We start from the raw sequence: 19,949 nt of genomic DNA on the forward strand, positions 1-19,949 counted from the left end.
CGGCGGTCAGTCGGTGCGCACCAGCAGGTCGCCGACGCTGCAGTCCAGCGCCCGGCAGATCGCTGACAGCGTCGAGTAGCGGACGGCCCGCGCGCGGTCGTTCTTGAGGACCGACAGGTTCACGATCGACACGCCGACCAGCTCGCTCAGGCGGGTGAGCGTCATGCCCCGCTCGGCGAGGAGCTCGTCCAGACGGCAGTGGATGCCGGACGGACCGTCGTCGGCCTCCGCAGGGCTCATACGAGCCCCTCGGTCTCGCGCTGCAGCCGCTCGCCCACCTGGAACGCCGTGGCCACCACGGTGAGGGCCAGAAGGGCCACCACCGGGGCGAAGTCGAACTCGAACGACGTGCCGTCGTAGGTGTGGTCGCTCACGGCGGAGAGGGCTCCGTTGACGGTCATCGAGGTGAGGATGGAGCCGGCGAACCACCCGACCGCGAGGATGCCGATGCCCGTGTAGACGAGGCGCGACGTGCCCTTCTTGAACGCGAGCCCCCGCGCCAGCCGCAGGCAGAAGAGGGCGGCCACCACGATCCCGGCGATGATCGCCAGTCCGATCACGATCGGCTGCGCCCACAGTGCGAACAGCGTAGCGGCGGCGGGGTCGGCGACCGTCACGGTCGCCTCGTGCACGGTCACCTCGACGGGCGCGCCGCCCGGGCCGATGGGAAGAGCGGCCGTCTCGTCGACGAAGGGGACCAGGACGGGGATGTCGCGGCCCCGTGCGACCTCGATCAGCCGGCCGATGACGAAGACGAGCACTGCGCCGATCCCCACCGCGCCCACCCCCGCGTAGAGGTACATGCCGAGGCGGTCGCTCTGGGACAGCTGGGTGTCAGAGAACATCGGAGTCTCCTATCGATGATCGTTACCAACGACTTTCGATAACAACGATAAACGATACAGACGCCGTGTCAAGACCTCGTTCTCGAGCACCGCCGCGTCGGAAGAGGACGGCGCCGCAGGGGCCGCTATGCCGACGGCGAACACGGGGATGCGGCATCCGTCGCCTGGTTACCCTCGTTACAAGACGCGGAGACCCGCATCGGAAGTGGCCCCCGGCCGGAGGAATTGAGATGTTCGAGAGATTCACGGACCGTGCTCGACGCGTGGTGGTGCTCGCCCAGGAAGAGGCGAAGATGCTCAACCACAACTACATCGGCACCGAGCACATCCTGCTCGGGCTGATTCACGAGGGAGAAGGCGTCGCAGCCAAGGCCCTCGAGTCCCTGGGCATCTCGCTCGACGCCGTGCGCGAGCAGGTGCAGGACATCATCGGCCAGGGCCAGCAGCAGCCGACGGGGCACATCCCGTTCACGCCGCGCGCCAAGAAGGTGCTCGAGCTGTCGCTGCGCGAGGCTCTGCAGCTCGGCCACAACTACATCGGCACCGAGCACATCCTGCTCGGCCTCATCCGCGAGGGCGAGGGCGTCGCCGCCCAGGTGCTGGTCAAGCTCGGCGCCGACCTGAACAAGGTGCGTCAGCAGGTCATCCAGCTGCTGTCGGGCTACCAGGGCAAGGAGCCGGCGGCCGTCAGCGGCGCAGCCAACGAGTCCGGTCAGGCGGCCCAGGGCGGCTCCGCGGTGCTCGACCAGTTCGGCCGCAACCTCACGCAGGCCGCCCGCGACAACAAGCTCGACCCGGTGATCGGGCGCGAGAAGGAGATCGAGCGGGTCATGCAGATCCTCTCGCGTCGCTCCAAGAACAACCCCGTCCTCATCGGCGAGCCCGGCGTCGGCAAGACCGCCGTCGTGGAGGGTCTCGCGCAGGCCATCGTCAAGAACGAGGTGCCCGAGACGCTGAAGGACAAGCAGGTCTACTCGCTCGACCTCGGCTCGCTCATCGCCGGCTCCCGCTACCGCGGTGACTTCGAGGAGCGCCTGAAGAAGGTCACGAAGGAGATCCGCACGCGCGGCGACATCATCGTCTTCATCGACGAGATCCACACCCTCGTGGGTGCGGGTGCCGCCGAGGGCGCGATCGACGCGGCCTCGATCCTGAAGCCGCTCCTCGCCCGGGGAGAGCTCCAGACGATCGGCGCCACCACGCTCGACGAGTACCGCAAGCACTTCGAGAAGGATGCTGCGCTCGAGCGCCGCTTCCAGCCGATCCAGGTCGCCGAGCCGAGCCTGCCCCACGCGATCAACATCCTGAAGGGGCTGCGCGACCGCTACGAGGCGCACCACAAGGTGCAGATCACCGACGGCGCGATCGTCGCGGCGGCGAACCTCGCCGACCGCTACATCTCCGACCGCTTCCTGCCAGACAAGGCCATCGACCTGATCGACGAGGCCGGCGCCCGCCTGCGCCTGTCGATCCTGTCGAGCCCGCCGGAGCTGCGCGAGTTCGACGAGAAGATCGCGAAGGTCCGCGAGGACAAGGAGCGCGCCTCCGAGGAGCAGGACTTCGAGAAGGCCGCGGGGCTCCGCGACGAGGAGAAGTCGCTGCTCGCCGAGCGTCTGCGCCTGGAGAAGCAGTGGCGCAGCGGCGACGTCGCGTCGCACGCGGTCGTCGACGAGGGCCTGATCGCCGAGGTGCTCGCCCAGGCCACCGGCATCCCCGTCTTCAAGCTCACCGAGGAGGAGTCGAGCCGGCTCGTCTTCATGGAGAAGGCCCTGCACCAGCGGGTCATCGGCCAGGAGGAGGCGATCGCGGCGCTGTCGCGCACGATCCGCCGCCAGCGCGCCGGCCTTAAGGACCCCAAGCGTCCCTCGGGATCGTTCATCTTCGCCGGCCCCACGGGCGTCGGAAAGACGGAGCTGGCCAAGGCCCTCGCGGAGTTCCTCTTCGACGACGAGTCCGCGCTGATCTCGCTCGACATGTCGGAGTTCGGCGAGAAGCACACCGTCTCGCGGCTGTTCGGTGCCCCTCCCGGGTTCGTCGGCTTCGAAGAGGGCGGCCAGCTCACCGAGAAGGTGCGCCGCAAGCCGTTCTCGGTCGTGCTCTTCGACGAGATCGAGAAGGCGCACCCCGACATCTTCAACTCGCTGCTGCAGATCCTCGAGGAGGGTCGCCTGACCGACGGTCAGGGCCGCGTCATTGACTTCAAGAACACGGTCATCATCATGACGACCAACCTCGGCTCGTCGGCCATCGCCGGCGGACCCGTGGGCTTCCAGGTCGAGGGCAACGCGAAGACCAGCTACGAGCGGATGAAGGGCAAGGTCGACGAGGAGCTCAAGCGCAGCTTCAAGCCCGAGTTCCTCAACCGTGTCGACGACGTCATCGTCTTCCCCCAGCTGGACAAGGACGAGCTGCGTCAGATCGTCGGCCTCTTCACCAAGCGTCTGAGCGAGCGCCTGCTCGACCGTGACATGACGGTGGAGCTGTCGGACAGCGCGAAGGACAAGCTCATCGAGATCGGCTTCGACCCGACCCTGGGCGCTCGTCCGCTGCGCCGGGCGATGCAGCGCGAGATCGAGGACCGCCTGAGCGAGAAGATCCTGCACGGCGAGCTCAACTCCGGTGACCACGTGAAGGTCGATGTCGAGAACGGCGAATTCGCCTTCGAGACCGGCCCGCGCGGCGACAAGGTCGCCGTCGGCGTGGGCGCCGCGGGCGAGATCACCGCGACGCCGGACATCGTCGCCGGGGCCTGACACACGGTTCGACACGAAGGGGCGGATGCTGCGGCATCCGCCCCTTCGTCATGTGCGGGTCGTCGCGGCGACGCGTCGCGGGCGAACGGCCGGCGCGGCGAGCCTAGGCTGGGGGGATGAGCTCCTTCCAGGTCCGTCCGGCGCGCACGGGTGACGTGCGCGCGATCCAGGACCTGCTGGAGCCGTTCGTGCAGAAGCGCATCCTCCTCGGCAAGGACCTCGTCGTGCTCTACGAGGCTGTGCAGGAATTCCTCGTCGCGGAGACCTCCGCCGGCGAGATCATCGGGTGCGGCGCCCTCCACGTCATCTGGGAGGACATCGGCGAGGTGCGCACGCTCATCGTCGGCGACGACTGGCTGCACCGCGGCGTCGGTCGGGCGCTCGTCGACGGCCTGGAGGAGCGGGCGCTGCGCCTCGGCCTGTCGCGCCTCTTCTGCCTCACCTTTGAGGTCGACTTCTTCACGCGCCGCGGCTTCTCGCCGATCGGCGAGCAGGTCGTCGACCCCGATGTGTACTCCCAGCTCGTGCGCAGCCCCGACGAGGGCGTCGCGGAGTTCCTCGACCTCGCCCACGTGAAGCCGAACACGCTCGGCAACACGCGCATGCTCAAGCGCCTCTGGTCGAAGTAGGCCGCGCGCGGGGTCAGCGGCCGCGGAAGGTCGGCGTGCGCTTCGCCCGGAACGCGGCGAAGCCCTCGCGATAGTCGTCCGTGGCGCTGAGGGCCGTCTGCGCGGCGCTCTCCTCGGCGATGACCTCCCACAGTGAGAGGCGCTCGTCGCGGATGCGCGCCACCAGGCGCTTGCTCGCGAGGAACGCGGCCGTGGGTCCGGTCGCGGCTCGGGCCGCGGCATCCTGGATCGCGGGCAGCACCTCGTCGGCGGCCAGCACGCGGGAGAAGAGGCCGGACTGCACGGCCTCCGCGCCGGTCATGAGGCGTCCGGTGTAGATGAGGTCGAGGGTCTTGTGCACGCCGAGACGCTCGGCGAAGAGCGCGTGCCCGCCCGAGTCGAGGGTCGCGCCGAGGCCGGCGAACGGCGACCCGATCCTGGCGGTCTCGGCGACGTAGACGACGTCGGTGGCGAGGAGCAGGCCGAGTCCGACGCCCAGGCAGGCGCCGTGCGCGGCGGCGAAGGTCGGCGCGGGGAAGGCGGCCATGCGCCGCAGCAGCGGAGTCAGCAGACCGTCGAGGTAGCCGGTCACGTCGTCGGTCGCGGGATCGACGGCGGAGATGTCGCGGCCGGCGCAGAAGGCCCGCCCCTCGCCGCGCAGCACCAGCGCCCGGACGCCCGCCTCCTCGGCCCGGTCGTAGGCGGCGGCCAGTTCGCCGAGGCCCGCCTCGTCGAGCGCGTTCAGGCGATCGGGGGCGTTCAGCACGACGGTGGCGACGTCGTCCACGATGCTCACGTCGATCATTCGGCCCTCCTAGCCGTCGTAGTCCACGACCACCCGCGGGGTCTGCGGGTGCGACTGGCACGTGAGCACGTAGCCGCGCTCGATCTCGTCGGGCTCGAGCGCGAAGTTCTGCGTCATTCTGACCTCGCCCTCGAGAACCCGCGCGCGGCAGGTGCCGCAGACACCGCCCGCGCACGCGAACGGCACGTCGCCGCGCACGCGGAGGGCGGCATCCAGGATCGCCTCGTTCGCCGCGAGCGGCGACTCGACGGTGGAGGACAGCCCGTCGAGCGTGAACTCGATCGAGACCGTCGCGTCGCCGGCGTCGGCCACGACCGGTCCCGCGCGCTCGGGCCGTGGACCGTCGGCGTCGCCGGTGAAGAGCTCGAACCGCACGTCCTCGTCGGGCACGCCTCGTGCAGACAGCGCCGTGCGGCACAGCGCGACCAGGTCGAAGGGTCCGCACAGGAACCATTCCGAGACGGAGGCCGGCGGCACCAGGCGGTCGAGGATCGTGTCGAGCTTCTCGGCGTCGATCCGCCCCGACAGCACGGGCGCACCGCGCTGCTCGCGGGAGAGCACGTGGTGCAGGGCGAGTCGTGCGGGGTACCGGTCCTTGAGGTCCGCGAGGTCGTCGAGGAACATGACGTCCTGCGTGGCGCGGTTCGTGTAGACGAGCGTGAAACGGGCGGTGGGGGAGGAGGAGAGGACGGATGCCGCGAGCGACATCATCGGCGTGATGCCCGAGCCCGCGGCGATGCCGGCCAGATGAGCGTCGTCCAGAGAGGGCAGCCGCGAGGTGAACCGCCCCTCCGGGCTCATCACCTCGATCCGGTCGCCGACCCGGAGGTTCTCGTGCGCCCAGACCGAGAAGAGCCCGCCGCGATCGCGCTTGATGCCGACGCTGATCCTCCCCGGCGAGGGCGGACGGCACAGCGAGTAGCTGCGACGCACCTCCCGGTCGTCGATCCGCGCCCGGAGCGCCACGTACTGCCCCGGCAGGTAGTCGTAGTCGGCGGTGAGCTCGGTGGGGACCGCGAAGGACACCTCGACGCTGTCCGCGGTGAGGGGGCGCACGTCGGCGACCTCGAGCTCGTGGAACCGCGCCCGCCGACGCGATCCGTCCGTCGTGGGCGCCTCGGCCGTCGTCATCAGATGACCTTGAAGAAGTCGAAGGGCTCGAGGCAGGCCCGGCACTCGTAGAGCGCCTTGCAGGAGGTCGATCCGAAGCGGGCCACCTCGCGCGTGTCGAGCGATGCGCACCGCGGGCACTTGACCGCCATCCGCACGCGCAGCGGTCCGTCCCCGAGCGAGGAGCGTCCGGTCGGCGGCGCGATGCCGTAGGCGGTCAGCTTGTGCTTGCCGGCATCCGTCATCCAGTCGGTCGTCCAGGCGGGGGTGAGGGTCGTGCGCACCTCCACCTGCGCGAAGCCGGCGGCGGTCAGCGCCAGGATCACGTCGTCGCGCATGGTCTCCAGCGCCGGGCATCCGCTGTAGGTCGGGGTGAGGGTGACCGTCGCGCGGTCGCCGTCGACCTGAACGGCGCGGAGCACGCCGAGGTCCTCGATCGTGAGCACGGGCACCTCCGGGTCGGTCACGGTGGCGGCGATGCGCCAGGCGTCCGCGCGCGTGGCCGCGCTCACCAGGTCGCCCCCGGGTGCTGACGCGCCAGCACCTGCATCTCGGCGAGGAGGTACGCCATCGCCGGGAAGTGCGCGCCGCGCCGCCCGCCGCCCGACTAGACGAAGCCGTCGGGGGCCCGCAGCCCCGCCTCGGCGAAGACCGAGGCGATGACCGCGTCGAAGGGCGCGCGCAGGCTCGACGGCCGGACGGCCACGCCCTCCAGCCGGTCGATCACCGGCTCGTCGCGGAACAGCTCGTCGACGTAGGGCCAGACCGTCTCGATCCCGCGGATCATGCGCGCCCGCGACTCGTCGGTGCCGCCGGCGAGGCGGAGCGTCCACTGCACGGCGTGGTCGCGGTGGTAGTCGACCTCCTTCACGGCCTTCGCCGCGACGGAAGCCAGCGTCGGGTCGGCGGAGTCGCGCAGGCGCAGGTAGAGCTCGAAGAGGTAGACGGATGCCGCGAGCTGGCGCGCGATCGTCTGGGCGAAGTCTCCGTTCGGCTGCTCGAAGAGCCACGCGCTGCGGAACTCGCGCTCGTCGCGGAAGTAGGCCAGGTCGTCCTCGGTGCGGCCGTCCGCGGTCCCCGCGTAGCGCAGGAGGGAGCGCGCGTGACCGAGGAGGTCGAGGGCGATGTTGCCCAGGGCGACGTCCTCCTCCAGCTCGGGAGCGTGCGCGATCCACGCTGCGAGCTGCTGCGACAGGATGAGCGCGTCGTCGCCCAGCCAGAGCGCGTACTCGGCCGCGTCGGCCGAGGCGACGGCGTCGGCGTCGCCCGCGAGCTCCGCGGAGAGGTCGAGGGCGTCGACGGTGACATGGGCGGCGTCGCTCACAGGTGCGGCACCCCCTCCGACGCGGTGTAGTACACCGCGTGCCGGAAGTTCTTGCCCTCCGGGCTCTCGAAGAACGCGTCCTTCTCATCGGGATCGCTCGTCGTCATCGCGTCGGCCGGCACCACCCAGATGGAGACGCCCTCTCCGCGCCGCGTGTACAGGTCGCGGGCGTTGCGGACGGCCATGTCGGCGTCGGGGGCCAGCAGCGACCCGACGTGCACGTGGCTCAGTCCGCGGCCGGCCCGCACGAACACCTCCCACAGCGGCCAGGTGCTCATGCGGCCACCGTCGCGGCCGCCTGCTTCTGGGCGTAGGCGGCCGCGGCCTCCCGCACCCATGCGCCCTCCTCGTGCGCGGCGCGGCGCGCGCGCAGCCGCTCGGCGTTCATGGGTCCTCGGCCGGCCAGCACCTCGCGGAACTCGGTCCAGTCGATCTCGCTCATGTCCCACCGGCCCTCGGCCTCGTTCCACCGCAGCTCCGGATCGGGGAGCGTCACACCGAGCGCAGCGGCCTGCGGCACCAGCATTCCGACGAAGCGCTGACGCAGCTCGTCGTTCGAGAAGCGCTTGATCTTCCACGCGGTCGACTGCGCGGAGTTCGGGGAATGCTCGTCGGGCGGCCCGAACATGATCAGCGACGGCCAGTACCAGCGGTTCACGGATTCCTGCGCCATCGCCTGCTGTGCCGGCGTGCCCCGCATGAGGGTGAGCAGGATCTCGAAGCCCTGCCGCTGGTGGAAGGACTCCTCCTTGCAGATGCGCACCATCGCGCGGGCGTACGGCCCGTACGACGCCCGGCACAGCGGCACCTGATTGCAGATGGCGGCGCCGTCGACGAGCCAGCCGATGGCCCCCATGTCGGCCCACGAGGGCGTCGGGTAGTTGAAGATCGACGAGTACTTCGCCCGCCCCTCGATGAGCTGCTGCGTCATCTCCTCGCGGGTGATGCCGAGGGTCTGCGCGGCCGAGTAGAGGTAGAGCCCGTGACCCGCCTCGTCCTGCACCTTCGCCATGAGGATGGCCTTGCGCTTCAGGCTCGGCGCGCGTGTGATCCAGTTGCCCTCGGGCTGCATGCCGATGATCTCGGAGTGCCCGTGCTGGGAGATCTGGCGCACCAGCGTGCGGCGGTAGGCCTCCGGCATCCAATCCCGCGGCTCGATGCGGGAGTCGGCGGCGATCAGGGCGTCGAAGCGCTCCTGGGCGCGGGTGTCCTCGGTCGGGGAGGTCATCGTCGACTCCTTTACAGAACGATCGTTCAGTTAGTCTAGGCGCGGGCCGGTGCCGGGACAAGAGACCGGATGCCGCGGCATCCGGACATCGCGCCCATCAGCCGGTCTGCGGTCTGTCGGTCGCGAACGACCGCCCGCGCATCTCGGCCACGACGTCACCGGTCTCGTCGGTCACCGTCACGTCGTAGATCCCGTTGCGGCCGCGTCGCACGCGGCGCACGGCGTGGGCGGTGAGCACCTGTCCTGCGGAGGTCGGCTTGAGGAACGCGATATCGGCTCCGGAGGCGACCGTGACCTGCTCGTCCTCGTTGCACGCGATCGCGAAGGCCGTGTCGGCGAGGGCGAAGACGAGGCCGCCGTGGGTGAGTCCGAAGCCGTTGGTCATGTCGGCGCGGACCGGCATCGACACGACCGCGTCGCCGGGGAGGTCCTTCTCGACGACCATGCCCAGCGCGGCGGACGCGCGGTCGCGGCGCATCATCGGGCGCACCGGCGCCTGTCCGTCGGGGCCGGTCATGCGGGCACCGGCTCCGCCGTCTCCCACGTCTTCGCGACGAGGGTGAGCACGTCGTAGGTGGCGACGGTCTCGTCGCGCTGGTTGCGGATGAGGGCGTCCCAGCGCACCTCGCCATACTCGTCGGTCTCGCGCGGCGTGATCTGCTTGGCCGTCAGCGTCACGCGGATGCGGTCACCGGGCGAGACGGGCGTGACGAAGCGGAGGTCCTCGAGTCCGTAGTTGGCCAGCACCGGACCCGGGTCGGGGTCGACGAACAGGCCAGCGGCCCACGACACCAGCAGGTAGCCGTGCGCCACGCGGCCGGGGAAGAAGGGGTTGGCCGCGGCGGCGTCCTCGTCCATGTGGGCGTAGAAGGTGTCGCCCGTGAACCGGGCGAAGGTCTCGATGTCGGCGAGGGCGACCTCCCGCTCGGGCGAGTCGACGCGGTCGCCGACGCGCAGGCCGCTCAGCGGCTTGCGGAACGGATGGATGCCGGCGCTCGCCGCCTCGGCGCCGGTGTGCCAGACGCCGGTGAGGGCGGTGAGCATGTCGGGGCTGCCCTGCACGGCCGTGCGCTGCATGTGGTGCAGCACGGCCCGCATGCCGCCGAGCTCCTCGCCGCCGCCCGCGCGTCCGGGGCCGCCGTGCACGAGGTGCGGGACGGGGGCGCCGTGACCGGTGGAGCTGCGCGCGTCGGCGCGGTCGAGGAAGAGCATGCGGCCGTTGGAGGCCGCGGTGGCCGTGAGTAGCTCCAGGGCGACGGCGGGGTCGCTCGTGGCGACGCTGGTGACCAGCGATCCCCCGCCCCGCGTGATGAGGTCGGCGGCCTCCGCCACCGTGGCGTAGGGGAGGAGGCTGGCGACGGGGCCGAAGGCCTCGACGTCGTGTGCGACAGCGGTGGTCGGATCGTCGAAGCCGATCAGCAGCGGCGCGAGGAAGGCGCCGTCGGGGGCGGTTCCGGTCGTGCCGTCGGCGCGGCGCACCCGCGGTTCGGCGAGGTCTCCGAGGAGCAGGCGACCACCGGCATCCTGCAGCACCCCCACCTGGCGGACGACCTCGTCGCGCTGCGCGCGCGAGACGAGCGGACCCATCGTCACGCCCTCCGCGCGCGGATCGCCCAGCACCGTGCGCGCCGCCAGCAGTGCGCGCAGCGCCTCGACGATCGCGTCTGCCGCGGCGGCGGGCACGATCGCCCGGCGGATGGCCGTGCACTTCTGCCCCGCCTTGGTGGTGAGCTCCACCATCAGCTGCTTCACGTAGGCGTCGAACTCCGGCGTGCCCGCCGCCGCGTCGGGGCCGAGCACCGACGCGTTGATCGAGTCGGTCTCGCTGGTGAAGCGGACGTCGGGCGTCACGAGCGCGCGCAGCCGCCGGGCGGTGTCGGCGCTGCCGGTGAAGCCGACGAGGTCGCCCAGCCGGAGCGCCTCGAGCAGGCCCGGCACGGGACCGCTGATCAGCTGCAGCGCGCCGTCGGGCAGGAGCTCCGCCTCGGCCAGCATCCGCACCCATGCCTCCGCGATGTAGGCGGTCGGGGTGGCGGGCTTGACCACCGACGGCACCCCGGCGAGGAACGCCGGCGCGAATTTCTCCAGGGCCCCCCACATCGGGAAGTTGAAGGCGTTGATCTGCACCGCGACGCCGGTGAGGCGCGTGTAGACGTGGCGACCGAGGAAGGTGCCGTCCTTCGACAGCGTCTCGACCGGACCGTCGAGGTAGACGCGGCCGTTCGGCAGTTCGCGGCGCCCCTTCGACGAGTAGGTGAACAGCACGCCGATGCCGCCGTCGACGTCGCTCAGGGAGTCGCGGCGGGTGGAGCCCGCCGCCATCGACAGCTCGTACAGCTCCTCCTTCCGCTCCGTCAGCGCCGTCGCCATCTGCTTGAGCAGCACGGCCCGCTGGTGGAAGGTGAGCGCGCCGAGCGTGCGTTGCCCGACCGTCCGGGCGTGGTCGAGCACGGCCCGCGTGTCGATGCCGGTCGTGCTGACGCGCGTGATCGGCGCTCCGGTCGACGCGTCCGCGACGATCGCCGCATCGACCGGCTCGGTCGGCCTCCACCAGGAATCGCGCAGATAGCTGGGCAGCACCTCGGTCGTCATTCGTCGCTCCATTCGTAGAAGCCGGAGCCGCTCTTGCGGCCCAGCCGGCCTTCCGCGACCATGCGGCGCAGCAGTGCGGGGGCGGCGAAGCGCTCGCCGTAGGCCGCCTCCAGCTCCTCCGCGATGCCCAGGCGGACGTCGAGTCCGACGATGTCGGTCGTGCGCAGCGGGCCCATCGGATGCCGGTAGCCGAGCTCCATGGCGCGGTCGATGTCGGCCGCCGACGCGACGCCCTCCTCCAGCATCCGGATCGCCTCGAGCCCGAGCGCGACTCCGAGGCGGCTGGAGGCGAAGCCGGGCGCGTCGCGCACCGTGATCGCCTGCTTGCTGAGCGAGGCGACCCACTCCTGGGCGCGCACGACGAGGTCGGCGTCCGTCGATGTGCCGACCACCACCTCGACGAGCTGCGACGCCGGCACCGGATTGAAGAAGTGCAGTCCCAGGAAGCGGTCCGGATGCCGCAGCTCGAGGCCGAGCGCATCGATCGAGATCGAGGAGGTGTTGGTGGCGAGCGCGCCGTCGCCGTCGAGCGCGTCCTCGACCCGGCGCAGGCCGTCGAGCTTCAGGGCGCGGTCCTCGGGCAGCGCCTCGACGACCAGGGTGCGACCGGCGAAGGCGCCGACGTCGGTGCCGACCTGCAGTGCGGCCGCGATCTGCTCGGGTGCGGCATCCGTCGTGCCCTTCGCGACGGACCGCTCGATCGACGCGAGGATGCGGGAGCGAGCGGATGCTGCGGCCTCCGCATCGCGCTCGACCACGGCGACGTCGGATCCGGCGAGGAGGAACGCGTGGGCGATGCCGGCGCCCATGCGACCGCCGCCGAGCAGGCCGACACGGGCGGGAGGGCGAGGGGCGTCGGTCGCGGTCACGGGCGTCTCCGTTCGAGGAAGGCGGTCATGCGGGTGCGCTTCTCGGGGCGATCGAACAGCTCGGCCTGGAGTTCGAGCTCGAGGTCGGGGTGCGCTGTGGCCGGCGCGCGGAGGGCGGTCTTGGTGTGTCGGGTGGCGAGCGCGTCGGCGCGAGCGATGCGGTCGGCGATCGCGTGCGCCGCATCGAGGAGGCGATCGGCGGGGTGGACGGCCGCGACGAGACCCCAGGCCAGGGCCTCATCGGCGTCGAGGACGCGGCCGGTGAGGAGCATGTCGGCGGCGCGCGCGGCGCCGACGAGCTCCGGCAGCAGCCAGGTGGCGCCGGCCGCGGCGATGATGCCCAGACCGGTCTCGGGGTTTCCGATGCGCAGGTCGGGTGCGGCGATGCGCACGTCGGAGGCGTACGCGAGCTCGGCGCCGCCGCCCAGTGCGTAGCCCCGGATCGCGGCGATGACCGGCATCGGCAGGTCGTGGATGCGACGGAACACCGTGGTGTTGATGCCGCGCCGGGCGTCGTCCGCCGTGCGGTCGCGCAGCTGCGCGATGTCGGCGCCCGAGGCGAAGACGCCGCCGGCCCCGGTGAGGATGAGGGTCCGCGGGTCCGTCTCCAGCTCGGCGCACAGTGCGTGGAGCGCATCGACGATCTCGAGATCGATGGCGTTGCGTGTCGCGGGGCGGTCGAGGGTGGCGACGACGCGGTCGCGCCGCCGGTCGACGCGGAGCGCAGCATCCGTCGTCATCGTCCGTCCTTCCCGACCCCCGCGGCGTGCACCTTTGCAGACCGATCGTTCAGTAATCATGTCAGGCCGGTGGAGGAGCGGCAAGGCGATGTGAGGAGCGAGACGAAACGCGCCGGTGCCACACTGGGGGCATGACCTCCGCGCCCGCGTCCGTGCGTCGCGGCCGCCCAGGGCACGACCGCGCGCAGGTGCTCGCCGTCGCCGTCGCGCTCTTCAACGAGCAGGGCTTCGACGCCACGTCGGTCGCCGACCTGACCGGACGCCTCGGGGTCACCAAGTCCGCGCTCTACCACCACTTCCCGTCGAAGGACGCCCTGCTCCAGGTCGCCCTCGACGAAGCGCTCGACGGTCTCGAGGCGGTGCTGCGCGACGCGCAGTCCGACGCCGGCGACGCCGCACAGCGACTGCGGGTCATCGTCCGCGGCGCGGTCTCGGTGCTGACCGACAAGCTCCCGTACGTCACGCTGCTGCTGCGCGTGCGCGGCAACAGCGAGGTCGAGCGCGCGGCCCTCGCCCGGCGGCGCTCGTTCGACCACGCGGTGACGCAGCTGGTGCGCGTCGCGCAGGACGAGGGGATGCTGCGCCCCGACATCGACGCGGCGGTGGCGACGAGGCTCATCTTCGGTATGGTCAACTCCCTCGTCGAGTGGTACCGGCCGGGTGGCGCCGTCGATCCGGAGGAGCTGGGCGAGGACGTCCTGCGTGTCGTACTCGAGGGCCTTCAGGCCGACTCCGCACCCCGACCCTGACCTCGGGGCGCGCCGGAACGGGAGCGCGCAGAACCGCCGCTTAGCCTGGAGGGGTGACTGCTCCGACCACCCGCACGCGACGCTCGAAGGCGGTGTACCGACGCCGCCGCCTCGCGCTCCTGCTCGCGGTGCTCGTCGCCGTCGCACTGGTGTGGGTGCTCGTCGCGCAGCCCTGGCGCGGAAGCGCGCAGCCCACGGGTGCCGCGGTGCCCGCGGCATCCGCTTCGCGGTCGGCGTCTCCGACCGAGGAACCCGTGCCCGACGAGGCGCCGGACGCCACTCCGACGCCGACCTCGACGCCCGCGGATGCCGCGGCCTCCGCCTCGCCCGCTCCGAGTCCCTCGGCTACGGCGACCCCGGCTCCTGAGCCGTGCCGGGCATCGGATGTGACCGTGCAGGCCCGCACCGATCAGGACACGTACGCGGCGGGCCAGAATCCGCAGCTGTCGATCACGCTGACCAACAACAGCGCCGTTGGCTGCACGATGAACGTCGGAACGACGACGCAGAAGTTCACCGTCAAGAGCGGCGAGGACGTCTGGTGGCGCTCGACGGACTGCCAGACCGAGCCCAGCGACATGGTCGTGCTGATCGCCCCCGGCCAGTCCGTCTCCAGCGCGACCCCGCTCGTGTGGGACCGCACGCGCTCCTCGGTCTCGTCCTGCGATGCGACGGACCGCCAGCGCGCTCCCGGCGGTGGGGCGTCCTACTTCCTGTCCGTCGAGATCGGCGGCGTCGCGTCCACAGATCCGGCGCAGATGCTGCTGTACTGACACCGCTCCGCAAAAACCCGAGTGCGGACCGGGATTTTGTCCCCCGAAGAGGGGACAGACGGGATTTGACCGGCCGCTTAGCATTGAGCTAGCTCCCAAATGACTCGTCGCTTCCCCCAGTAGCGATTCCGGACCTCGTCCCCAGCGAACCGGTACGAATCAGGCGGAGAGCCCTGGGCCCTCTCGAATCGTCCGCCGCGCAGCGGGGGAGTCGAGAGGGCCCTGTGTCTTTCCCGGGGCGTGAAAGGGCGAACCGGGCGGGGCGCCGTCCTGGAGCACGAAGGTCTCGTCGCCGGCCACGCCACTCTCGTCGCCGGGCACGAAGAAGGCCCGCCGACGGATGCCGGCGGGCCTTCGTGCGCGATCCGTCAGCGTCGGTCGCCGAAGACGTCCTTCTCCATCGCGTCGTAGCCCTCGGCCTGCGGATCGCCGTGCTCGCCCCCGGACAGGGCGTACTCCTCCTCCGGCGAGAGCACCAGGCGGTGCCGGAAGAAGAGGGCGAAGCCCAGCAGGATCACGACGTAGACGATGACGATGGCGACGATGGCCGGTCCGAACGTGGGGTTCAGCAGGAAGCCGACGAAGATGAGCGCGGAGATCGCCGCGGCCAGCACCGCTCCGGGGATGCCCCACGGGCTGCGGTACGGACGACTGGCGTTCGGGAACTTCCTGCGCAGGATGACGAACGAGATCATCTGCAGCAGGTAGGCCAGCACGGCGCCCCACACGGCGATGTTCAGCACGATCGCGCCCGCCAGCGCTCCGGCGCCCTCGTTAAGCGTGGCGAGCACGTCCAGCACCACCAGCGCGACGAACCCGATCACCGCGCCCACGATGAGCGCGACCCACGGCGTCTGGCGCTTGCCGGTGAGCGAGAGGAACTGCGGGTAGTAGCCCGCCCGTGACAGCGAGTACATGTTGCGGCCGTAGGCGAACATGATGCCCTGGAGCGAGGCGAGGAGGCCGATGAGGGCGAACAGGGCGAGCACGGCGGCCGCCTGGTCGCCGACCATCGCGCGGAAGCCGTTGAGCAGCGGCTCGCCCTGGTCGGGCGCGCCCATCGCCTCGGAGCCGATGAGCGCCGTGTTGAAGAAGAGGACGAGCAGGCCGGTCACGATGAGGGTGCCGCGGGCCCAGAAGCCGGCCTTGGGGATGTCGCGGACCGGGTCATGCGCCTCCTCCGCGGCCAGCGGGAGCTCCTCGATGCCGAGGAAGAACCACATCGCGAACGGCAGCGCGAACAGGATCGGCAGCACGCCGTGGGGAAGGAACTCGTTCCAGCCCGGGTCGGGGGCGATGTTCCACAGCGAGCTCCAGTCCAGCGCGGGCGAGAAGATCGCCATGCCCGTGAAGACCAGCAGGATGCCGATCGAGATGATCGACACGACGATCGCGAAGCGGAAGGAGATGTTCGCGCCGGCGGAGTTCAGTGCGATGAAGATGCCGTACAGGATGATGTACAGCACCCATCCGGGCAGGGTGATGCCCAGCAGTGACTCGAGGATGCCGTTGGCGTAGCTCGCCGAGAAGTAGACGATGACCGCTGTGGTCGCGACGTACTCGATCGTCTCGGCGGCGCCGGTGATGAGGCCGCCCCACGGCCCCATGGCCGACCGCGCGAAGGAGTAGGCGCCTCCGGTGTGGGGCATGGCGGCCGCCATCTCGCCGATCGAGAAGATCATGCCGTAGTACATGAGCACGAGGATCGCGAAGGCGATCAGCATGCCGCCGAATCCGGCGAACCCGATGCCGAAGTTCCACCCGGAGAAGTCGCCGGAGATGACGGCGGCCACCGCGAGCCCCCACAACCCCCAGACGCCGGCCGAGCGCTTCAGCGTGCGCTTGTCGAAATAGCCCTGTCCGGCGCGCGTATAGGTCGCGCCGGCGACCTTCCGGCCGCCGCTGCTCTCGTGAGACATCCATCCTCCGGGGTTCGGGTGGCGCGCTCGACGGCGCGTGGCCCCCATGGTGATGCCTATTGGTACCCCATGTCTACCTTTGCGTGTAAGTTCCTCGTTACGATCACTCGACGGATGCGCACGGCGTCCGGCGTCGACGACGAAGGGGCGCAGCACATGCCGGGAAACCTCAGCGTGACCGACCTGAAGGCCGACATCGCATCGGGAGCCGTCGACACGGTGATCCTGGCGTTCGCCGACGCGCAGGGACGCCTCGTCGGCAAGCGGGTCGCGGGGCGCTTCTTCGCCGAGGAGGTGCTCGGCCACGGCGCCGAGGCGTGCAACTATCTGCTCTCCGTCGACGTCGACATGAACACCGTCGACGGCTACCCCATGGCCAGCTGGGAGACCGGCTACGGCGACATGGTGCTCTCACCCGACCTCTCGACGCTGCGCCGGATCCCCTGGCTGCCGGCGACCGCGCTGGTCATGGCGGACCTGCAGTGGGAGAACGGCGACCGCGTCGTGCAGTCGCCCCGCGACATCCTGGATCGCCAGCGCGCACGCCTGGCGGACCGCGGCCTCACGGCCTACGCCGGGACGGAGCTCGAGTTCATCGTCTTCGACGACTCGTTCCGGGATGCCTGGGCGAAGGGATACACCGGACTGCAGCCGGCCACGGACTACAACGTCGATTACAACATCCTCGCCTCCACACGCATGGAGCCGCTGCTGCGCGACATCCGCAACGGCATGGAGGGTGCCGGCCTCTACTGCGAGGGCGTGAAGGGCGAGTGCAACTTCGGTCAGCAGGAGATCGCGTTCCGCTTCGCCGAGGCGCAGGAGACGGCGGATCAGCACGCGATCTACAAGAACGGCGCGAAGGAGATCGCCGACAAGCACGGCAAGTCGCTGACGTTCATGGCGAAGTTCAACGAGCGCGAGGGCAACAGCTGCCACATCCACCTGTCGGTCCGCGGCGACGGCGGCGAGGCGGTCATGGCCGGCGACGGCCCGCACGGCTTCAGCCCGTTCATGGAGCACTGGATCGCGGGCATCCTCGCGACGCTGCGCGAGTTCACCCTCCTGCTGGCGCCGAACATCAACTCCTACAAGCGCTTCGCGAAGGGGTCGTTCGCTCCGACCGGCATCGCGTGGGGTGTCGACAACCGCACGTGCGCCCTGCGCGTCGTCGGCCACGGCGGCTCGCTGCGCGTGGAGAACCGCGTGCCCGGCGGCGACGTGAACCCCTACCTCGCCATCGCGGCCATCATCGCCGGGGGCCTGCACGGCGTCGAGAACGAGCTGCCGCTGCCCGACCCGCTCTCCGGCAACGCCTACGCGGCCGGCGTCGACCACCTCCCGACGACCCTGCGGGAGGCCGCGCAGCTCTTCAGCGAGTCGGCCGTCGCGCGAGCGGCGTTCGGCGACGACATGGTGGAGCACTACCTGAACCAGGCGCGCATCGAGGTCGAGGCCTACGACGCCGCCGTCACAGACTGGGAGCGGGTGCGTGGCTTCGAGCGTCTCTGACCGCCCGCCGGTCATCGGCCTGACGACCTACCTCGAGCGCGCGACGCAGGGTGTCTGGGATGTCCGCGCCGCCTTCCTGCCCCAGCAGTACTTCGACTCCGTGACCGCTTCCGGTGGTGTCGCCGTGCTGCTGCCGCCGCAGCACGCGACGGATCCGGAGATGGTGGATGCCGCGGCATCCGCTGTCCTCGAGGGCATCGACGGGCTCGTCCTCACGGGCGGCATGGACGTGCAGCCGGAGCTGTACGGCGCCGAGCGCGACCCGCGGACCGATCCCGCCCGGCCCGATCGCGACGCGTGGGAGCTCGCCCTGTACCGCGGAGCGGAGGCCCGGCGCATGCCCGTGCTCGCGATCTGCCGCGGGCTGCAGCTGGTCAACGTCGCGCGGGGCGGCACCCTGCACCAGCACCTGCCGGAGGCGCTGGGCACCGAGCGCTACCGCATCGGCGGCGGCGTCTTCGCGACGAACACCGTCGAGGTCTCCTCGGACTCGCGACTGGCCGGGATGCTGGGCGCCGGACCCTTCGCCGTGCACAGCTACCACCACCAGGGCGTCGACCGGCTCGGCGAGGGTCTCGTCCCCGTCGCCGCCGCCGACGACGGTCTCGTGCAGGCGTTCGAGTCGGCTCCGGGGGAGTCGTACCTGATCGGCGTGCAGTGGCACCCGGAGGAGAACATCGAGGATCGGCGGCTGTTCGCCGGGCTCGTCGGGGAAGCGGAGCGCTACGCGGCCGCCCGGACAGGAGTGCACACATGACCGCCACCTTCACGCTGATCGATCCGTCGACCGGCCAGGCATTCCAGGAGGTGCCGCGAGCCTCCGTCGACGAGGTCGATGCCGTCATCGCACGGGCCGTCGACGTGCAGCGGACGTGGGCGGACCTCGCACCGCTGGCGCGCGCCGACGCCCTGCGTCGCTTCGCGCGGGTGGTCGAGGAGCACGTCGAGGAGCTCGCGCAGCTCGAAGTTCGCAACTCCGGGCACCCGATCGAGTCGGCCCGCTGGGAGGCGTCGCACGTCGCCCAGGTGCTGAACTTCTACGCCGGCGCGCCCGAGCGCCTCTCCGGGCAGCAGATCCCGGTGAGCGGCGGGCTGGATGTCACGTTCCACGAGCCGTACGGCGTGGTGGGCATCATCGTGCCGTGGAACTTCCCGATGACGATCGCGTCGTGGGGCTTCGCCCCCGCGCTCGCCGCGGGCAACGCCGTCGTGCTCAAGCCCGCGGAGCTGACCTCGCTCACGGCGGTGCGCCTGGGGGAGCTCGCGGTCGAGGCGGGGCTGCCGGAGGGGCTGTTCGCCGTCGTCACGGGCGCCGGCTCGGTCGTCGGGGAGCGGTTCGTCACGCACCCGGACGTGCGCAAGGTCGTCTTCACCGGCTCGACCGAGGTCGGCGTCTCGGTCGCCGCCGGCTGTGCGCAGGGACTGAAGCCCGTGACGCTCGAGCTCGGCGGCAAGAGCGCGAACATCGTCTTCGACGACGCCGACCTCGAGCTCGCGGCGCAGTCGGCGCCCGCCTCGGTGTTCGACAACGCCGGCCAGGACTGCTGCGCCCGCAGCCGGATCCTCGTGCACCGGTCGGTCTACGACCGGTTCCTCGAGCTGCTCGAGCCGGCCGTCGCCGCGTGGCAGGTCGGGGATCCCCGACTCGAGTCGACGCAGATGGGTCCGCTCATCTCCGCCTCGCACCGCGACTCGGTCGCGTCCTTCCTCGAAGGAGCTGACGTCGCGTTCCGCGGGTCGGCGCCCGAGGGCGACGGGTTCTGGTTCGCGCCGACCGTCGTGCTGGCCGAGCGCGGAGACCGCATCGCGCAGGAGGAGATCTTCGGACCGGTCGTCGCGGTCATGCCGTTCGACGACGAGGCCGATGGCATCCGTCTGGCCAACGACACCATCTACGGTCTCGCGGGCTCCATCTGGACCGAGAACCTCGGTCGCGCGGTGCGCGTCTCGCGGGCGGTCAAGAGCGGCGTGCTGTCGGTCAACTCCCACGCGTCGGTGCGCTACTGGACGCCGTTCGGCGGTATGAAGGCGTCGGGACTCGGACGCGAGCTCGGACCCGATGCGGCCGAGCACTTCACCGAGACGAAGAACGTGTTCTTCGCGACGTGATCCTCCTCTTCCC

The 19,949-nt window shown here is 70.9% G+C and carries 19 protein-coding genes and 1 pseudogene; 7 read left to right on the forward strand and 13 right to left on the reverse strand.

Going from position 1 to position 19,949, the window contains the following annotated elements:
- Positions 1-6: 6 nt before the first annotated feature.
- Both ABC304_RS02000 and ABC304_RS02005 read right to left on the reverse strand, forming a co-directional pair.
- On the reverse strand, positions 7-240 hold the full coding sequence (locus ABC304_RS02000; protein WP_412928642.1) for a helix-turn-helix domain-containing protein: 234 nt from the start codon (positions 238-240) through the stop codon (positions 7-9).
- Positions 237-845 (reverse strand): hypothetical protein, encoded by a 609-nt coding sequence (locus tag ABC304_RS02005; protein WP_412928643.1) that lies wholly within the window; start codon positions 843-845, stop codon positions 237-239. Before ABC304_RS02005 ends, ABC304_RS02000 begins: the two co-directional genes overlap by 4 nt.
- Before the next feature lie 230 nt (positions 846-1,075).
- Here ABC304_RS02005 and ABC304_RS02010 point away from each other — a divergent pair, with 230 nt between their 5' ends.
- Positions 1,076-3,598, forward strand: coding sequence for an ATP-dependent Clp protease ATP-binding subunit (locus ABC304_RS02010; protein WP_412928644.1), 2,523 nt, complete (start codon positions 1,076-1,078; stop codon positions 3,596-3,598).
- A 116-nt stretch (positions 3,599-3,714) separates the two neighbouring features.
- On the forward strand, positions 3,715-4,227 hold the full coding sequence (locus tag ABC304_RS02015) for an amino-acid N-acetyltransferase (RefSeq protein WP_412928645.1): 513 nt from the start codon (positions 3,715-3,717) through the stop codon (positions 4,225-4,227).
- A 13-nt stretch (positions 4,228-4,240) separates the two neighbouring features.
- Here the strand turns inward: ABC304_RS02015 and ABC304_RS02020 are convergent, their stop codons facing one another.
- The 10 genes and pseudogenes from ABC304_RS02020 to ABC304_RS02065 form a co-directional block, all read right to left on the reverse strand.
- On the reverse strand, positions 4,241-5,011 hold the full coding sequence (locus tag ABC304_RS02020) for an enoyl-CoA hydratase/isomerase family protein (protein ID WP_412928646.1): 771 nt from the start codon (positions 5,009-5,011) through the stop codon (positions 4,241-4,243).
- Between the two features lie 9 nt (positions 5,012-5,020).
- Positions 5,021-6,142, reverse strand: a complete 1,122-nt coding sequence (gene paaE, locus ABC304_RS02025) for a 1,2-phenylacetyl-CoA epoxidase subunit PaaE (protein WP_412928647.1) — start codon at positions 6,140-6,142, stop codon at positions 5,021-5,023.
- Entirely contained in the window at positions 6,142-6,633 is a 492-nt protein-coding gene (gene paaD, locus ABC304_RS02030) for a 1,2-phenylacetyl-CoA epoxidase subunit PaaD (protein ID WP_412928648.1), read from the reverse strand. Before paaD ends, paaE begins: the two co-directional genes overlap by 1 nt.
- Positions 6,630-7,445: pseudogene (paaC, locus tag ABC304_RS02035) on the reverse strand (1,2-phenylacetyl-CoA epoxidase subunit PaaC). The gene paaD and the pseudogene paaC overlap by 4 nt, the downstream one beginning before the upstream one ends.
- Entirely contained in the window at positions 7,442-7,723 is a 282-nt protein-coding gene (gene paaB, locus ABC304_RS02040; protein ID WP_127094451.1) for a 1,2-phenylacetyl-CoA epoxidase subunit PaaB, read from the reverse strand. The pseudogene paaC and the gene paaB overlap by 4 nt, the downstream one beginning before the upstream one ends.
- The gene (gene paaA / locus ABC304_RS02045; protein WP_412928649.1) at positions 7,720-8,673 is read right to left on the reverse strand and encodes a 1,2-phenylacetyl-CoA epoxidase subunit PaaA; all 954 of its coding nucleotides are present in this window, start codon (positions 8,671-8,673) and stop codon (positions 7,720-7,722) included. The genes paaB and paaA overlap by 4 nt, the downstream gene beginning before the upstream one ends.
- 97 nt (positions 8,674-8,770) lie before the next feature.
- Positions 8,771-9,190, reverse strand: coding sequence for a hydroxyphenylacetyl-CoA thioesterase PaaI (gene paaI / locus ABC304_RS02050; protein WP_412928650.1), 420 nt, complete (start codon positions 9,188-9,190; stop codon positions 8,771-8,773).
- Positions 9,187-11,265, reverse strand: coding sequence for a phenylacetic acid degradation bifunctional protein PaaZ (gene paaZ / locus ABC304_RS02055; protein WP_412928651.1), 2,079 nt, complete (start codon positions 11,263-11,265; stop codon positions 9,187-9,189). The genes paaI and paaZ overlap by 4 nt, the downstream gene beginning before the upstream one ends.
- A complete protein-coding gene (locus ABC304_RS02060; RefSeq protein WP_412928652.1) occupies positions 11,262-12,134 on the reverse strand; it encodes a 3-hydroxyacyl-CoA dehydrogenase family protein in 873 nt (290 codons plus the stop codon). The genes paaZ and ABC304_RS02060 overlap by 4 nt, the downstream gene beginning before the upstream one ends.
- The gene (locus tag ABC304_RS02065; protein WP_412928653.1) at positions 12,131-12,874 is read right to left on the reverse strand and encodes an enoyl-CoA hydratase/isomerase family protein; all 744 of its coding nucleotides are present in this window, start codon (positions 12,872-12,874) and stop codon (positions 12,131-12,133) included. The genes ABC304_RS02060 and ABC304_RS02065 overlap by 4 nt, the downstream gene beginning before the upstream one ends.
- 131 nt (positions 12,875-13,005) lie before the next feature.
- Here ABC304_RS02065 and ABC304_RS02070 point away from each other — a divergent pair, with 131 nt between their 5' ends.
- Positions 13,006-13,623 carry a TetR/AcrR family transcriptional regulator gene (locus ABC304_RS02070; RefSeq protein ID WP_412928654.1) on the forward strand — a complete coding sequence of 206 codons (618 nt, stop codon included), beginning with the start codon at positions 13,006-13,008 and terminating at the stop codon, positions 13,621-13,623.
- A gap of 53 nt (positions 13,624-13,676) precedes the next feature.
- Complete coding sequence (locus tag ABC304_RS02075) at positions 13,677-14,396, forward strand: hypothetical protein (RefSeq protein WP_412928655.1); 720 nt, start codon at positions 13,677-13,679, stop codon at positions 14,394-14,396.
- Between the two features lie 368 nt (positions 14,397-14,764).
- Here ABC304_RS02075 and ABC304_RS02080 read toward each other — a convergent pair whose 3' ends face one another.
- Complete coding sequence (locus ABC304_RS02080; protein ID WP_412928656.1) at positions 14,765-16,315, reverse strand: amino acid permease; 1,551 nt, start codon at positions 16,313-16,315, stop codon at positions 14,765-14,767.
- A 156-nt stretch (positions 16,316-16,471) separates the two neighbouring features.
- Here ABC304_RS02080 and ABC304_RS02085 point away from each other — a divergent pair, with 156 nt between their 5' ends.
- The 3 genes from ABC304_RS02085 to ABC304_RS02095 are packed head-to-tail and all read left to right on the forward strand — an operon-like array spanning position 16,472 to position 19,936.
- Positions 16,472-17,827, forward strand: coding sequence for a glutamine synthetase family protein (locus tag ABC304_RS02085; protein ID WP_412929043.1), 1,356 nt, complete (start codon positions 16,472-16,474; stop codon positions 17,825-17,827).
- On the forward strand, positions 17,808-18,584 hold the full coding sequence (locus ABC304_RS02090) for a gamma-glutamyl-gamma-aminobutyrate hydrolase family protein (protein ID WP_412928657.1): 777 nt from the start codon (positions 17,808-17,810) through the stop codon (positions 18,582-18,584). The genes ABC304_RS02085 and ABC304_RS02090 overlap by 20 nt, the downstream gene beginning before the upstream one ends.
- Complete coding sequence (locus ABC304_RS02095) at positions 18,581-19,936, forward strand: aldehyde dehydrogenase family protein (protein WP_412928658.1); 1,356 nt, start codon at positions 18,581-18,583, stop codon at positions 19,934-19,936. Before ABC304_RS02090 ends, ABC304_RS02095 begins: the two co-directional genes overlap by 4 nt.
- The last annotated feature ends 13 nt before the right edge of the window (positions 19,937-19,949 follow it).

It is taken from the genome of Microbacterium jepli (assembly GCF_047237905.1).
Lineage (GTDB): Bacteria > Actinomycetota > Actinomycetes > Actinomycetales > Microbacteriaceae > Microbacterium.

Coding starts and splice junctions, on each gene's coding strand:
- ABC304_RS02000 (WP_412928642.1), bottom strand. CDS start 240: ATGAGCCCTGCGGAGGCCGACGACGGTCCGTCCGGCATCCACTGCCGT.
- ABC304_RS02085 (WP_412929043.1), top strand. CDS start 16,472: ATGCCGGGAAACCTCAGCGTGACCGACCTGAAGGCCGACATCGCATCG.
- paaZ (WP_412928651.1), bottom strand. CDS start 11,265: ATGACGACCGAGGTGCTGCCCAGCTATCTGCGCGATTCCTGGTGGAGG.
- paaE (WP_412928647.1), bottom strand. CDS start 6,142: ATGACGACGGCCGAGGCGCCCACGACGGACGGATCGCGTCGGCGGGCG.
- ABC304_RS02095 (WP_412928658.1), top strand. CDS start 18,581: ATGACCGCCACCTTCACGCTGATCGATCCGTCGACCGGCCAGGCATTC.
- ABC304_RS02080 (WP_412928656.1), bottom strand. CDS start 16,315: ATGTCTCACGAGAGCAGCGGCGGCCGGAAGGTCGCCGGCGCGACCTAT.
- ABC304_RS02065 (WP_412928653.1), bottom strand. CDS start 12,874: ATGACGACGGATGCTGCGCTCCGCGTCGACCGGCGGCGCGACCGCGTC.
- paaA (WP_412928649.1), bottom strand. CDS start 8,673: ATGACCTCCCCGACCGAGGACACCCGCGCCCAGGAGCGCTTCGACGCC.
- ABC304_RS02005 (WP_412928643.1), bottom strand. CDS start 845: ATGTTCTCTGACACCCAGCTGTCCCAGAGCGACCGCCTCGGCATGTAC.
- paaB (WP_127094451.1), bottom strand. CDS start 7,723: ATGAGCACCTGGCCGCTGTGGGAGGTGTTCGTGCGGGCCGGCCGCGGA.
- ABC304_RS02070 (WP_412928654.1), top strand. CDS start 13,006: ATGACCTCCGCGCCCGCGTCCGTGCGTCGCGGCCGCCCAGGGCACGAC.
- ABC304_RS02015 (WP_412928645.1), top strand. CDS start 3,715: ATGAGCTCCTTCCAGGTCCGTCCGGCGCGCACGGGTGACGTGCGCGCG.
- ABC304_RS02020 (WP_412928646.1), bottom strand. CDS start 5,011: ATGATCGACGTGAGCATCGTGGACGACGTCGCCACCGTCGTGCTGAAC.
- paaI (WP_412928650.1), bottom strand. CDS start 9,190: ATGACCGGCCCCGACGGACAGGCGCCGGTGCGCCCGATGATGCGCCGC.
- ABC304_RS02010 (WP_412928644.1), top strand. CDS start 1,076: ATGTTCGAGAGATTCACGGACCGTGCTCGACGCGTGGTGGTGCTCGCC.